The following is a 15,087-nucleotide window of genomic DNA, read 5'->3' on the forward strand; positions in this document are numbered from 1 at the left end:
TCACGCTCGCCGCGCGACCACCGCGACGGTGGTGTAGGTCAGCGTGAACCGGCCGCCGGCCGCGTCGATGGCAGCACCGATCCGGTCGGTCAGGTCGCGCAGCGTCTCGGCCGGGAACCGTTCGTGCCCGGCCGCCGTCGGGACGCCGTCCAGCCACTCCTCCTTGCTGTACGTACGCTCCCAGCCGAACCGCCATTCCTCGGGTTCGGCGAACCCGCCGGCCTCCCGGATGCCGTCGCTCGTCCGGGTCAGGAAGCCGTCGAAGCCCCCGGTGCCGGACCCCGCCTGATGCAGGAACGGTAGGTCGGGCAGCACCTCGCGGTAGGCGTTCGAGATCGCGGCTCCGAGCTCGGGCGGGAACTCGGGCCCGTTCCAGAACAGGGCGAGCAGGCCGCCCGGTCGCAGGGCCTGGGCCGCCTTGGCCGGGCCGGCGACCGGATCCACCCAGTGCCAGGTCTGGCCGGCGACCACCGCGTCGAACGTCCGGCCGGCCGGATCCCAGTCCTCCAGCTTGCCCGGCTCCACGCTCAGCCCGTCCCGCCGGGCGAAGTCGGCCATCCGCGGGTCCGGCTCCAGCCCGAGTACCCGGGCACCGGCCGCCCGGAGCTGCCGGGCCACGATGCCGGTGCCACAGCCGACGTCGAGGACGTCCGGTCCCGGGCTCTCGGCCAGGATCCTGGTGATCAGCGCCTCGGGATAGCGGGGCCGGGCGCGGTCGTACCGTTCCGGATCAGTGCCGAACGACTCCGCGAGCTGCCGGGCATGATGGGGTTCCTGAGGACCGGTCGATTCGATAGTGGGCACCTGCCCACTCTAACCTTGGGAGGCGACGGATGCCCACCGGCATCGCCCTGCGCGACGTCCGCGAGCAACTGTTCGCGGCCGCGGAACGGGTGCTCACCGACCGCGGCCCGAATGCCCTGACCAGCCGCGCGGTCACCGACGAGGCCGGCTGTGCCAAGGGCGTGCTGCACCGCCACTTCGCCGACTTCGACGGCTTCCTGGCCGAGTTGATCCTGCGCCGGATCGGCCGCGTCGATGATCAAGCCGACGTGCTGCGGGCCCGGGTCGGCACCGGCACGCTGGTCGACAACCTGGTCGAGGCGCTGGTGGACGTCTTCGACCCGCTGGGCCTCGCTGCCGTCGGCCTGACGATCACCCGCGACGGCATGCGGGCCAAGCTCAGGGAAGCCGGTGTGGCGGGAATTCCGGTGCTGTCCGAGTCGGTGACCATGATCACCGACTACCTTGCGGCGGAACGTGATCATGGTCGGCTGCCGACTTCCGCCGAGCCGGATCTGATCGCGCTGACCATGATCGGAACCGCGCAGTTGATCTTCACCGCGCCGGACGACACGGGTGGCGAACGGGCCGCACTGCGGCGCACCGTGATCGCGGCACTACCGTCGGGCTCATGATCACCCTCTGTGTGCTGTTGTGGCCCCGGCCCGGTCAGGAGCAGGCCCTTCGTGCGTACGAGGACCAGGTGCTGGTCCTGCTCGAACGGCACGGCGCCACCCTGGTCAGCCGGGTCGCCCACGATGCTTACACCGACCAACTCCCGTACGAGATCCAGGTGATCGACCTGCCCGACCAGGCCGCTCTCGACGCGTATCTGACCGACCCGGACCGCACCGCTCTGGCCGACCAGCGTGACCGCTCCGTCGCCCGTACCGAGATCCTCCGGGTCTCCCACGTCGCCTGAATCACTCACACGCTGAGTCCGTCGAAGGGCCGACCAAGGTGTCGCCAGAACTCCTCAGCTCGAACCCTGGAAGGCTCTGAAGCGCTTTATCGGTCGAGTTGAGGAGAAAAAGCGACACCCAGGCCGAGTCCCCTTGACGCCGGGATCTCACCGACGCTCCCCGCGGTCCGGGAGAACGAGGCACCGGCCCAGCCCGGTCGCCGCGTACGAGGAGGTCCTGCGGACGAACCCGCCGCCGGGGGAGTCCGCGCCGTACGTCTCGCGCAGCCGGTCCAGGCTAAGACAGTGCGCACCAGCTGCCGAGCACCGGCATCCCTGTCCCGGGCGCGCTGATCACCTCGATCGTTCGGGGCGAACCGGGCGATCCACGTCGCGCCGACTGACACGATCTGGACCTCGCGTTCCCGCCCGACCACGCCCGCACGACAGGCGGCCGGATCAGGTGCAAGCCTCCACTCAAGCACGGCCATCCGCGCGTTGGGCTACCCCCGCGGCCCAAACCCCAACCGGCGCATCCAGGGAATGTCGCATCTCCCCCAAACTTCTTGATACGTATTGACAGTCTCGGGATCACAAGGTTTTATACGTACCAACAAACCGTCGGACGAAGAGGTGACCGTGGCAGAGCTGGACGCAGACATCGCCGTGATCGGCGGTGGGCTGGGCGGCGTCGCCGCGGCGCTCGCCGCCGCCGAGTCGGGGGCCCGGGTCGTGCTGACCGAGGAGTCCGACTGGATCGGCGGGCAGCTGACCAGCCAGGGTGTGCCGCCCGACGAGCACGCCTGGATCGAGCAGTTCGGCTGCACCCGCAGCTACCGCCGGCTGCGCAACGAGATCCGCGATCACTACCGTCGCTGGTATCCGCTGACCGCCGAGGCCGCTGCCGACCCGTACCTCAACCCGGGCGACGGCCGGGTCAGCCGGCTCTGCCACGAGCCGCGGGTCGCCGCGCTGGTGCTCGAGTCCCTGGTCGGACCGCTGATCGCCGCCGGCCGGCTGACCGTGCTGCGGGAGCACCGGCCGGTCGCCGCAACCGCCGACGGCGACCGGATCACCGCCGTGACGGTCCGGGACCGGTCGGGGTCCGAGACCACGGTCACGGCGCCGTACTTCCTGGACGCGACCGAACTCGGCGATCTGCTGGAGCTGGCCGGCGTGGAGCACGTCACGGGCTTCGAGTCCCGCCACGAAACCGGCGAACCCTCCGCGCCCGAGACCGCGCAGCCGGACAACCAGCAGGCGATGTCGTGGATCTTCGCGCTGGAGCACCGGGACGGCGAGGACCACACGATCGACCGCCCGGCCGACTACGCCCGGATCTCCGCCTTCGTGCCGAACGGCTGGCCCGGCCCGCAGGTCGGCCTGACCGCGCCCGACCCGCGGACGCTGGAAACGGTCACCCGCCAGTTCCTGCCCAACGCCGAGACCGGCCCGGTGGTCGCCGACCAGAGCAAGGATCCCGGCGACAAGGAGCTGTGGGCGTTCCGCCGGGTGCTGTCCCGCCGGGTGTTCCGGCCGGGTTTCCTGGCCAGTGACGTGACGCTGGTCAACTGGCCGATGATCGACTACCTCGGCGGCAGCCTGATCGGCGCCGACGAGGCGGAACGGCAGCGGCACCTCGAGGGCGCTCGCGAGCTCAGCCGCGCGATGCTCTACTGGCTGCAGACCGAGGCGCCCCGCCCGGACGGCGGCACGGGCTGGCCGGGTTTGCGGCTGCGCGGGGACGTGCTCGGCACCGAGGACGGTTTCGCCAAGCTGCCGTACATCCGGGAGTCGCGCCGGATCGTCGCGCGGACCACGGTGGTCGAGCAGGACCTCTCGTACGCGATCCGCGGCGACGCCGGCGCCCGCAGCTACCCGGACTCGGTCGGCGTGGGGATGTATCGGATCGACCTGCATCCGTCGACCGGCGGCGACAACTACATCGACGTCGCGAGCTGCCCGTTCCAGATCCCGCTCGGCGCGCTGCTGCCGGTCCGGGTGACGAACCTGCTCGCGGCCGCGAAGAACCTCGGCACCACCCACATCACCAACGGCTGCTACCGGCTGCACCCGGTCGAGTGGAACGTCGGCGAGGTGGCCGGCCGGCTCGCCGCGCACTGCCTGGCCACCGGCCGGAGCCCGGGCGAGGTGGGCGAGAAGCCGGAGCTGTTCGCCGAGTTCTCCGCACTGTTGGACCAGGCCGGCGTGGAGACCGCCTGGCCGGAGATCAAGGGTTACTGATGATCATGAACGAACTGCGCAGCGACCTGGTCACCGGCGTCACCGTTCCGGTGATCACTCCGTTGGCACCGACCACCGACGGCGCGCGGCCCGATGCCGCCGGCCTGCACCAGGTGTACGGGGCGTTCGCCGCGGCCGGCATCCGGCGGATCATGCTGCTCGGCAGCAACGGCGAGGGACCGCTGGTGCCGACCCAGTGGCTGCAGCCGTTCGTCCGCGACGCGGTCGCCGCCTGGCACGCGTACGGCCCCGATCACACGATCGTCGTCAACGTCACCGCGCCCGGCACGGCCGAGGTGCTGTTGCGGGCCGAGGCGATCGCCGACGCCGGCGCGGACGGCCTGGTCTGCAGCCCGCCGACGTACTTCCGGCACCGCGACGACGAGGTGATCGAGCACTTCGCCGCGATCACCGAGCTCGGCCGGCCGGTGATCATCTACAACAGCCCGACCTACGCCACGCCGCTGACCGAGGGCTCGCTGGCCGGCCTGCTGGAACTACCCGGCATCGTCGGGATGAAGGACAGCTCCGGAGACCCGGAGCAGCACCGGACCATGGTCGACACCGCGCACGCGGCCGGTGTCGGCGTCGCGCAGGGCGGCGAGACCGTGGCTCTGAGTGCGCTGCAGTCCGGCGCCGACGGCATCGTGCTCGGCATCGCCAACCTGGCGCCCGGACCGGTGGCCGAGCTCTGGGCCGCCTTCCGCGACGGCCGGACCGAGGATGCCGCGCAGGCCCAGAACGTGATCACCGAGCTGGTCGGGATCCACCAGATCCGGCGTGGCGTGCCGACGATCAAGGCCCTGCTGGCGGCCCGCGGCGTGCTGGAGCATGAGGACGCGCTGCCGCCCCTGATCGCCTGCAACGACGACGAACGCCGCCGCCTGCTCGACCTCGTCCGACCGCACGATGGGGCCTTGATCAACTCTCCCGCATGACCCGTGACACGAAGGAGTGACACCCGCATGACCGCTTCCGCAGGGGGCCCGACGTTGAGCCGCCGCACCTTCACCGCTTCGACCCTGGGTGCTCTGACCGTTGGCGCGCTCGGCGCCGGGCTGCCCGGTGTCGCGGCCGCCGCCGGCCGGCGTCCGCCGTTGTTCGACGAGGTGACCCTGTGGGACGCCGAGCTGGATCCGCTGGAGAACTACCACGTGCACGGCCTCGCGGTGCTGCCCGGCGACGTGATCCTGGCCGCGACCGAGGGCCGCTACGAGGTCTGCGACGCCGGACCGCGGGACCTGCTGCTGCGGCGGAGCTTGGACGGCGGCGACAGTTGGCAGCCGACCCAGGTCCTGGTGAAGTCGATCGACGGGCAGTCCTGGGGCAACCCGGCCTTCGTCGTCGACGCCGAGACCGGCACCGTCTTCTGCTTCTACATGCTCTCGATCAGGTTGGACGGCAACACCACCTGCTCCGGTGATCGCGGCGACCTCTTCGTGATCTCCAGCGAGGACGACGGGGCGACCTGGAGCGAGCCGCGCGACCTGTCCGGCATGTTCGAGCACTTTCCTTACCAGTGGGCGTTGCACGGTCCCGGCCCGGGCCACGGCATCCAGCTCGCCGGCGGTCGGCTGTTGATCAATGTCTCGCACCGGCGGATCATTCTCGGCACCCCCGCCAACGAGCGCTACTACGGCGTCTCCGCGATCTACAGCGATGATCATGGGGCGACCTGGGTGGCCGGCGCCGAAGTGCCGGTCTCGCTGGACTATCCGCTGAACGAGGCCCGGCTGGTGCAGCGCAGCGACGGCACGGTGTTGATCAACGCCCGGGCCAGCTCCGGTGGCAACCGGCAGCGGATCGTCGCGGTCAGCCCGGACGGCGGCGAGACCTGGTCCGATCCCAAGTTGGACGGCGCGACCGGCGTCTTCAACGCCGTCGACGCGTCACTGGTCCGCTACACCGGCGGGCCGGGCAGCCGGGACCTGGACCGGATGCTGTTCGCGCGACCGGACGCGCCGGTGCGGCGCAACCTGACCGTCTCGGTCAGCTACGACGAGGCGAACAGCCTCTGGTTCTCCCGGGTGATCACGCCGGAACGCTCCTACTACTGCGATCTGGCCCGGCTTTCCGACGGCACGATCATCGCCCTGTACGGCTGCGACGGCGACATTCCGAGCTTCCCGAAGCGGGTGGCGCTGGCCCGATTCAACCTGGAGTGGCTGACCCGCGGCAGGGACGGACTCGCCGACCCGATCCCGTACCGGGAACGGGTGATCGCGTTCGCCGCCACCCGACCCGTGGCCGGGGCGCTCCGACCGACCAAGATCACCGATCCCATCGCTCGGCGCGGCACCCGGGTCCACGTCGACGGTGTGGCCGCCGGCCAGTTCGTCGAGTACGAGTTCGCCGCCGACCCGGGCGACTACCGGCTGCAGCTGCGCTACTTCCGGCCGTTGGACGGGGCGGCCTTCGAGGTGAGCCTCAACGGGAAGCCGCTCCCGGTGGCGACCGCGTTCGACTCCACCGGCGAATCCGCGCCGGGCTACGAGCCGGCCTACCTCGGCACCGTCCGGCTGGCCCGAGGAGCGAACCGGATCAAGATCACGGTGACCGGAGCCGGCCGTGGCGGCGGCACCGCCCTCGGGCTGGACAGCCTGTCCTTGATCAAGGCGCCCGCGCCCGATCGCCCGACCGAGGTGATCATCGACAACGTCCAGCTGGGCTGGGAGCTGGTCAGCGGCACCTGGGGCACCTCGGCGGCCGGCACCCAGGGCGCCTGGAGCAGCAACTACCGGCACCACCCGGCCGGCACCGGCACGTCCGTGGCGCGCTGGACGCCGGTGATCCCGGCCGCCGGCCGCTACCGGATCCAGTCGGCGATCCTGCCGTTCTCCAACCGGGCCACGAACGCGCCGTTCACCGTGCACCGGGCCGGGCGCCCGGACGAGGTCGTACGCCTTGATCAGCAACAGCACGGGACCTGGGATCCGCGCGGCACGGAATGGCAGACGCTCGGCGAATTCGACCTCGATCACGGGTTGTCCACCATGATCAGTCTGAGCGACGACGCGGACGGTTACGTCGCCGCAGACGCGATCAGATGGGAGCGGATCGAATGAGCGAACCGAAGCGCAGGACCAGGCCGACCCAGCTCGACATCGCAAAGTTGGCCGGGGTGTCCCAGGCCACGGTGTCGATGGTGATCAACGGCGGCGCCTCCGCGCAGTTGATCAAGGAATCGACCCGGGAGGCGGTGCTGGCCGCCGCCGCCGAACTGCGCTACACGGCGAACCCGGCGGCGCGCAGCCTGCGCGGCGGCCGGAACCACCTGATCGGCCTGTACACCTTCGAGTCGGTGTTCCCGACCGACGACCGCGACTTCTACTACCCGTTCCTGCAGGGGGTCGAGGAGGAGTGCGCGGAGCAGGGCTACGACCTGTTGCTGTTCACGTCGGCCGGGCGGGGCCGCCGTCCGCTGGCCGACGATCGGCTGCAGCGGCTCCGGATGGCTGACGGCTGCGTCATGATCGGCCGCCACGTCCGCACCGCCGATCTCGAACAGCTCAACGCCGAACACTTCCCGTTCGTCTTCATCGGCCGTCGTGAGGCGCCCGGGGCGACGATCCCGTACGTGGCGCCGGACTACATCGCCGCGACCGAGGAACTGATCGGCCATCTCGTCGGCCTCCGTCACCGCCGGATGATCTATCTGCGGCAGCCGGAGGACACGGCACCGACCCTGGACCGCCTGGCCGGCCTGACCAGCGCCCGGAAGCGGTACGACCTCGGACCGGAGGCGGTGACCGTCGCCGAACTGTCGTCCACCGCCGAGCTGACCGAGGAACGGGTCCGCGGTTGGCTCGCCGACGGCGCCACGGCGCTGCTGATCGAGCCGAGCGAGGACCACACGCTGGTCTCGACCCTGGACGCGCTGGCCGAGCGGTCGAACCTCAGCATCCCCGGCGATGTGTCGATCGCGCTGCTCGGCGACCCGCCGTCCTGGGAGCCGAGCCATCTGGACTGGACCCGGTTCGCGCTGCCGCGGGAGGAGATCGCGCGGCGGGCGGTGCAGGCGCTGATCGGCATGCTCGACGCCGACCAGCCGCAGCAGACGATCGTGGACTGCACGCTGGTGATCGGCAACTCCTGCGGAGAACCCGGAGGATCGCCGTGATCGGCATGATCATCAGGCGGCTCGCGATCGGGCTGCTGGTGATGTGGGGCGCCGCGACGTTGATCTTCGTGATCATCCGGGTCGCGCCGGGCGATCCGGCCGCGGTGCTGCTCGGTCCGGACGCGCAGCCGGACCAGATCGCCCGGCTGCGAGCCGAGCTGGGTCTCGATCAACCGATCTTCGTGCAGTACGGGAACTACCTGCTGGACACGGTCCGACTCGACTTCGGCGACTCGTACCGGCTCCGAATGCCGGCGATCGAGGCGGTCGTCGACCGGCTGCCCGCGACGATCGAACTGACCCTGACCTCGACGGCGCTCGCGGTGATCGTCGGGCTCACCCTCGGCATCCTGGCCGGGATGCGGCCGAACACGTGGACGGACCGGATCGTGTCCGGCCTGACCACCATGCTGCAATCGTTCCCGACGTTCTGGATCGGCATCATGCTGATCCTGATCTTCGCACTGTGGCTGCGGCTGACGCCGAGCGCCGGCACCGGAACTCCGCTGCACATGGTGCTGCCGGCGGTGACGCTGGCCTTCCCGTTCGTCGCGATCGTCGCCCGGGTGACCCGGAGCAGCCTGGCCGAGAACATGGGGGAGCCCTATCTCGACACCGCCTACGCGAAGGGTCTGACGCTGCGCCAGGCCGTGCTCGGTCACGCGCTGAAGAACTCGCTGATCCCGGTGATCACCGTGATCGGCCTGCACATCGGCGCCCTGCTCGGCGGGGCCGTCGTGGTGGAGAACGTGTTCGCCTGGCCGGGCCTCGGCACCCTGATGGTCGAGGCGGTCGGCAACCGGGACTACACGGTGGTGCAGGCGGCGACCTTGATCGTCGCCGGCGTGATCGTCCTGCTCAATCTGGCCACCGACCTCGTCTACCGGGTCCTCGACCCGCGGATCCGTACGGGGAGGCCGGCATGACCGCCACGGCAACGGGCCCCGAGCTTGTCGAAGGGTCTCCGACAAGTTCGTCCCGCGTAAGGCTTCGGCTCCGCTCACCCGGCATGATCGGCCCGCTGTTGATCATCGGGATCTACCTCATCGCCGCCGTGGTCGGCCCGGCCCTGGTTCCGTACGACCCGATCAACACGCCGCTGGCCGACCGGCTGAAGCCGCCCGGGTCCGTGACGTCCACCGGCGGCACCGCCCTGCTGGGCACCGACGCGCTCGGCCGGGACCTGTTCGGCCAGATCATCCACGGCGCCCGTACGTCGGTGATCATCGGCGTCTGCGTGGTGTTGATCAGTCTCGCCGTCGGCGTCCTGATCGGTGCTGTGGCCGGCTTCCGTGGTGGCTGGGTGGACGCCGTGCTGGCCCGCTGCATCGACGTCCTGCAGGCGTTTCCGGGCCTCGTGCTGGCCATCGTCATCGCCGGCATCTTCGCCCGCAGCCTCCTGTTGGTGATCATCGCCTTGTCGGTGACCAACTGGATCTCGTTCGCCCGGGTCACCCGCGGCGTCGTACTCACCCTGCGCGAGCGGTACTGGGTGGACGCGGCCCGGCTGATGGGTGTCCCCGGTCCGCTGCTGTTGATCAGGCACGTGCTGCCGTTCACGGCGGGCCCGCTGGTGGCGATGGCCACCCTCGAGTTCGCCCTGGTGGTGCTCGCCGAGGCGGGGCTGAGCTTCCTCGGCATCGGCCTGCCGTCCTCGATCGCCTCCTGGGGCCAGACCGTCGCCGCCGGTCGAGCCTATCTCGCCAGTGCCTGGTGGATCTCCGCCTGGCCCGGCCTGGCGCTGTCCGTCCTGGTGGTCAGCGTCGGCATCCTCGGTGATCAACTCACCGCCCGTTTCGGCCGGGCCCGCAGCCGATGACCTTCCTCTCTCACGTCACCAACGGAGGTACATGATCATGAACCGCGTCAGACTGGTGCAAGGCCTGGTCGCGGCAGCCGCCCTGCTGCTTCCCCTTTCCGCCTGTACGACCACCACCGGCGGGAACGGAGGCGGCGACACCGGGGGCACCGCGGCGCAGGAAGTCGTGGCCAGCGGTCAGTATCCGGTCGAGAACCTCGACCCGCATTCGGCCAGCGGGGGCTCCGCCGGCATGGATCTGGTGGCCAAGGAGATCTACTCCCGGCTCACCGCGACCGACGAGACCGGCAAGATCGTCGGCGACCTGGCCACCGCATGGAAGGCCAACGAAGCCGGCGACAGCTGGACCTTCACGCTGCGCGAGGGTGCCACGTTCACCGACGGCAGCGCCCTCGACTCGGCCGATGTGGTCGCCTCCTTCCAGCGCTTCCTCGAGCTGGACTCGCCGCCGGCGGCCAACTTCCCGGGCGTCACCGTCGACGCGCCCGATCCGAAGACGGTCACCTTCACGACGGAGAAGCCGGACGCCGCGCTTCCGTCCAAGCTGACCACGTTCTACGTGCTGCCGTCGGAGACCCCGGCCAAGGCCGGCGCGGTCGGAGAGAAGCCGGTCGGCTCCGGTCCGTACCAGGTGGAGTCGTTCGCCGCCGGCCAGGACGTCGTCCTGGTGCCCAACGCGACGTACTTCGGCGGCGCTCCGACGCTGACCAAGCTCACGCTGCGCACGATCCCGGAGATCTCGACCCGGCTGACCGCGCTGCAGACCGGCGAGGTCGACGTCGTCTGGGGCGTCCCCGATGATCAACTCGCCGAGCTGCGGGCTGCCGGAACGATCAAGACCGAGGCGGTGCAGAGTGCCGGTTCGATCCTGATCTGGTTCAACAGCGAGCGACCGTTCTTCAAGGACAAGCCGGAGGTACGGCGAGCGCTCTGGCAGGCGGTCGACTTCGCGACGATCATCAAGCAGATCAATCCGGAGACCGGCACTCCGGCCGACTCGGCGATCGCGCCGACCGTGTTCGGCTACGCGCCGCAGACGCCTGTCACGTACGACCCGGACGCGGCCAAGCAGGCCCTGACCAAGGCCGGCTTCGACTTCGACAAGACGTACGAACTGCAATACCAGTCGCAGTTCAAGCCGTTCGTCTCGGCGATCGTCTCCGACCTGGCCAAGATCGGCGTCAAGATCGACGCCCGGGAGAAGGAACAGGCGGTCTTCATCGAGGACCTGCTGGCCATGCGCTGGGACATCAACTTCCAGCAGGTCGGCACCGCCGGCTTCGACGCCTCGACCAACCTGGGCCGGCTCTACACCTGTGCCGCGAAGCGCAACGGCTACTGCAACCCGGAACTGGACAAGCTGCTCGCCGAGGCCGGCTCGAATCCCGATCAGGCAAAGCGTGAGGAGCTGTACGCGCAGGCGGGCAAGATCATCTGGGACGACGCGGTCGGCATGTTCCCGATGTTCGTGAAGACCTCCTACGCCTGGAACTCCGAGGTCAGCGGCTTCACCCTCGATCCGCAGGGTCTGCCCGACTTCCGCGCCGCGAAGGTCGCCGGGTCGTGACCGTGTCCACCCCCGACGCGCAGGCCGAGACCGTGAAGGCACCGGGTCAGCGGCTGCTCACGGTCGACGGCCTGACCGTGAGCGTCGGTGGGCTGACCCTGCTGGACGGTGTCGGGCTGACCATCGACGCCGGCGAGACCCTGGGCCTGATCGGCGAGACCGGCAGTGGCAAGTCGCTCACCTCACGGGCGATCATCGGGCTGCTGCCGCGCTCGATGGACGTGTCGGGGGCGATCATGTGGCGCGGCCAGGAGTTGCTGGCCGCACCACCTGCGCAGCGGCGCGGCACCGAGATCTCGATGATCTTCCAGGATCCGATGTCGAGCCTGAATCCGACGCAGCGGATCGGCCGTCAGGTCGGGGAGGTGCTGCGCCGGCGCGGGATGCCGCCCGCGGAGGTGCGCCGCCGGGTGATCGAGATGCTGGACCGCGTCGGCATCCCGCAGCCGGACCGGCGGATCGGCAACTACCCGCACGAGTTCTCCGGCGGCATGCGACAGCGAGCCATGATCGCGATGGCCATGATCGCCGGGCCGTCGTTGATCTTGGCCGACGAGCCGACCACGGCACTCGACGTGACCGTGCAGGCACGGGTGCTGGAGATGCTGCGCGAGGTCCGGGCCGAGCAGGGCTCGGCGATGCTCTTCGTCAGCCACGACCTGCGGGTGATCTCGCACGTGGCCGACCGGGTGTCGGTGATGTACGCCGGATCGATCATGGAACAGGGCCCGACCGTCGAGGTACTGCGCCGACCCGCGCATCCGTACACGAAGGCGCTGGTGGCGAGCGTCCCGGCCGTCCGGACCCGGACCGCGATCGCCGACCCGCTGCCCGGCGCTCCGGCGACGCCCGCCGACCGCCCGACCGGCTGCCCCTTCCGCACCCGGTGCGCGCTGGCCCATGATCGCTGCGTCACTGAGCGACCCGTACTGCGTGCCCCCACGCGCCCTGAGCCTGTCGAAGGGCCAAGGATGGCGGCCTGCCACGTCGCCGAGGAGGTGTCACCATGATCGCTCCGCTGCTCGAGGTCCGTGGACTCCGGGTCACGTTTCCTGTTCCTGGTCGGGGAATCGGACGGGAACGTGCCGTCGCCGTAGCCGGCGCCGACGTCACGGTCGGGCCGGAGGAGACGGTCGCGATCGTCGGCGAGTCGGGCTCCGGGAAGTCCACTGTGGCCCGCAGTGTGGTCGGCCTGCAACGTCCGGACGCCGGGGAGGTGATCTTCGACGGACGCCCGCTGCTGCGCCGTCGCCGGGCCGCGGACCGCCGGGCGATCCAGATGGTGTTCCAGGACCCGGCGTCGTCGCTGAACCCGCGGATGCGGGTGGCGGATCTGATCAATGAGGCCTGGCAGACCCATCCCGCGGTGGCGCCGGAGGGTGATCGCCGGGCGGCGATCGCGGCGGCACTGGGCGCGGTCGGGCTGTCCGCGGACCTGGCCGACCGCTATCCGGGTCAGCTGTCCGGCGGGCAGTGTCAGCGGGTCAGCATCGCCCGTGCGCTGGCCCTGCGACCGCGACTGCTGGTCTGCGACGAGGCGGTGTCGGCGCTGGACGTCTCGGTGCAGACCCAGGTGCTCCGGCTGCTCGCCGACCTGCGTGCGCAACGCGAACTGGCGATGATCTTCATCAGTCATGATCTTGCGGTGGTCCGCCAGATCGCCGACCGGGTCCTGGTGATGAAGTCCGGCGAGATCGTTGAGACCGGCCTGACCGAGGACCTCTTCAACGCACCGCAACACCCGTACACGCAGACGTTGTTGGACGCCGCCCTCGACCTGAAGGATGTTTCGTGACGTACGCCGACGTGCAAGCTCGCCTGCGCTCCGGTTGGAACACCTGGGACACCCGGAGCGTGCTGCGCCAGGTGCTGCTCCCGTACGGCTTCGGCATCTCGCTCGGGCTGCACGAGCTCTACCGCGGCACCACCCTGACCACCGCCCAGATCGGCCGACGCGGCACCGTCCAGGGCGGCTGGGACGACGAGGACGTGACCTTCGGCCCGCACGCGCCGCTGGGGGAGTACACCCGGGTCACCGTGCGCTGGGCCGAGATCACCATCGAGGTGACCACCGCCCAGGTGCCCGGCACCGACGACCTGGTGATCAAGGTCGACCCGCTGACCAATCAGCGTCGCCCGGCCCGGTTGATCATCGGCGCGGCCTACCTGTGGAACAAGCGGGGGACCGTACGCCGCGGCGACGAGACCCTGGTCGGTGATCATGCCACCGTCTGGTCAACAGCCCCGGTCGTCGAGGATCCCTACGCCGACCAACTGGGCCCGTACTTGGCCGTGGAACTGACGGGCCCGATCGGCGTCGGCACCGGCCCGCGCCGGACCTTGGCGGAGATCGATCGGATCCTGGTCGAGGCGGAGCAGCGGCACTGCCCGGCGCCGACGGCCGGAGATGATCTTGCCGAGCACCGTGATCTGGTCCGGGACGCGATCTCCTGGAACAACGTGTACGAGCCGTCCAAGGACCGGGTCGTGACGACGGTGAGCCGACTCTGGAACGTCGGCAAGCGTGGCGGCTTCGCCCTGTTCTGCTGGGACAACTTCTTCAACGCCCTGCTCGCCGACCTGACCAGCACCGACGTCGCGTACGCCAACGCCGTCGAGATGTGCCGCGAGGTGGTGCCGGACGGCTTCGTACCGAACGTCGCGCAGGGGACCGGCCGGAAGACGTACGACGGATCACAACCGCCGGTCGGCTCGATGGTCTGCTGGGAGCTGTACCAGCGGCACGGCGAACGCTGGTTCCTCGACGAGGTCTACCCGATCCTGCTCGGCTGGAACCGCTGGTGGTGGCGGGTCCGGCACAACGGCACCATGATCAGCCCCGGCACCACGGTCTTCGAGCCGGAGTTCCCGTCCCCGCAGGACATCCCGCGGATCGGCAAGCACTTCGGCGCCACCTGCGAGACCGGCGCCGATGATCATCCGGCCTTCCGGGACATCCCGTTCGACGAGCAGACCGGCCTGCTCGGCGTCCATGACGTCGGCCTGAACGCCCAGTACGCCATGGACTGCGAGGCCCTGAGCAAGATCGCCTCGGAGCTCGGCCGGACCGAGGAAGCGGCCGAGCTGACCCAGCGTGGCGCCTTGGTGCGCGACCTGATCGAGAAGCTGCTCTGGGACGAGCCGTCGAGCACGTACCGCGGACATTTCACCGAGACCGGCAAGCCAACAGCCTTCCTCTCCCCGGCCAGCTTCTTCCCCCTGTTCGCCGGCTGCGGCACCGACGGTCGGGCCAAGATCATGACCGACGCCCACCTCCGCACCGAGGACGGCTTCGGCGGCGAGTGGGTCCTGCCCTCCTCGCCCCGCTCCGAGTTGTTGATCTCCGACCGAGAGCACTCCTACTGGATCGGCCGAGCCTGGCCCCCGATCAACTTCCTCACCTACCTGGGCCTCCGCCGAGCCGGCCTGACCGAGGAAGCCACCTGGCTCGCCGAGCGCTCGGCTGCCCTGGCCATGGTCGAATGGCGCGAGAAGCGCCACATCCACGAGAACTACTCCAGTGAACACGGCCACGGCTGCGACCGCCCCAACAGCGAACCCTTCCACTCCTGGGGCGCCCTCCTCAGCCTCCCGATCCTGATCGAATCCGGCGTGGTCCGGTTCACCGCACTCGTGCCTTGAGCCCGTCGAAG

Annotated in this window: 13 protein-coding genes; 12 read left to right on the top strand and 1 reads right to left on the bottom strand. The window is 70.0% G+C overall.

The genetic code is table 11. The features are described from left to right. Complete coding sequence (locus AC6CCG_RS33610; RefSeq protein WP_496659223.1) at positions 1-804, bottom strand: class I SAM-dependent methyltransferase; 804 nt, start codon at positions 802-804, stop codon at positions 1-3. 29 nt (positions 805-833) lie between these two features. Here AC6CCG_RS33610 and AC6CCG_RS33615 point away from each other — a divergent pair, with 29 nt between their 5' ends. From AC6CCG_RS33615 to AC6CCG_RS33670, 12 genes are all read left to right on the top strand, one after another. Then, complete coding sequence (locus tag AC6CCG_RS33615) at positions 834-1,418, top strand: TetR/AcrR family transcriptional regulator (RefSeq protein WP_496659224.1); 585 nt, start codon at positions 834-836, stop codon at positions 1,416-1,418. Then, the gene (locus AC6CCG_RS33620) at positions 1,415-1,705 is read left to right on the top strand and encodes a hypothetical protein (protein WP_496659225.1); all 291 of its coding nucleotides are present in this window, start codon (positions 1,415-1,417) and stop codon (positions 1,703-1,705) included. Before AC6CCG_RS33615 ends, AC6CCG_RS33620 begins: the two co-directional genes overlap by 4 nt. A gap of 612 nt (positions 1,706-2,317) precedes the next feature. Continuing rightward, positions 2,318-3,928 carry an FAD-dependent oxidoreductase gene (locus tag AC6CCG_RS33625; protein WP_496659226.1) on the top strand — a complete coding sequence of 537 codons (1,611 nt, stop codon included), beginning with the start codon at positions 2,318-2,320 and terminating at the stop codon, positions 3,926-3,928. Continuing rightward, on the top strand, positions 3,928-4,866 hold the full coding sequence (locus AC6CCG_RS33630) for a dihydrodipicolinate synthase family protein (RefSeq protein ID WP_496659227.1): 939 nt from the start codon (positions 3,928-3,930) through the stop codon (positions 4,864-4,866). Before AC6CCG_RS33625 ends, AC6CCG_RS33630 begins: the two co-directional genes overlap by 1 nt. Before the next feature lie 27 nt (positions 4,867-4,893). Beyond that, entirely contained in the window at positions 4,894-6,993 is a 2,100-nt protein-coding gene (locus AC6CCG_RS33635; protein ID WP_496659228.1) for an exo-alpha-sialidase, read from the top strand. Next, positions 6,990-8,048, top strand: a complete 1,059-nt coding sequence (locus AC6CCG_RS33640) for a LacI family DNA-binding transcriptional regulator (protein ID WP_496659229.1) — start codon at positions 6,990-6,992, stop codon at positions 8,046-8,048. Before AC6CCG_RS33635 ends, AC6CCG_RS33640 begins: the two co-directional genes overlap by 4 nt. Positions 8,049-8,053: 5 nt before the next feature. Further along, positions 8,054-8,974 (top strand): ABC transporter permease, encoded by a 921-nt coding sequence (locus AC6CCG_RS33645; RefSeq protein ID WP_496659230.1) that lies wholly within the window; start codon positions 8,054-8,056, stop codon positions 8,972-8,974. Between the two features lie 83 nt (positions 8,975-9,057). Beyond that, a complete protein-coding gene (locus tag AC6CCG_RS33650) occupies positions 9,058-9,867 on the top strand; it encodes an ABC transporter permease (protein WP_496659231.1) in 810 nt (269 codons plus the stop codon). Between the two features lie 37 nt (positions 9,868-9,904). Beyond that, positions 9,905-11,434 (top strand): ABC transporter substrate-binding protein, encoded by a 1,530-nt coding sequence (locus AC6CCG_RS33655; RefSeq protein WP_496659232.1) that lies wholly within the window; start codon positions 9,905-9,907, stop codon positions 11,432-11,434. Then, the gene (locus AC6CCG_RS33660) at positions 11,431-12,444 is read left to right on the top strand and encodes an ABC transporter ATP-binding protein (protein ID WP_496659233.1); all 1,014 of its coding nucleotides are present in this window, start codon (positions 11,431-11,433) and stop codon (positions 12,442-12,444) included. Before AC6CCG_RS33655 ends, AC6CCG_RS33660 begins: the two co-directional genes overlap by 4 nt. Then, positions 12,441-13,229, top strand: a complete 789-nt coding sequence (locus AC6CCG_RS33665) for an ATP-binding cassette domain-containing protein (protein ID WP_496659234.1) — start codon at positions 12,441-12,443, stop codon at positions 13,227-13,229. The genes AC6CCG_RS33660 and AC6CCG_RS33665 overlap by 4 nt, the downstream gene beginning before the upstream one ends. Next, on the top strand, positions 13,226-15,076 hold the full coding sequence (locus AC6CCG_RS33670; protein WP_496659235.1) for an MGH1-like glycoside hydrolase domain-containing protein: 1,851 nt from the start codon (positions 13,226-13,228) through the stop codon (positions 15,074-15,076). The genes AC6CCG_RS33665 and AC6CCG_RS33670 overlap by 4 nt, the downstream gene beginning before the upstream one ends. Positions 15,077-15,087 lie beyond the last annotated feature (11 nt).

The organism is Microlunatus sp. YIM B11417, from assembly GCF_059617205.1.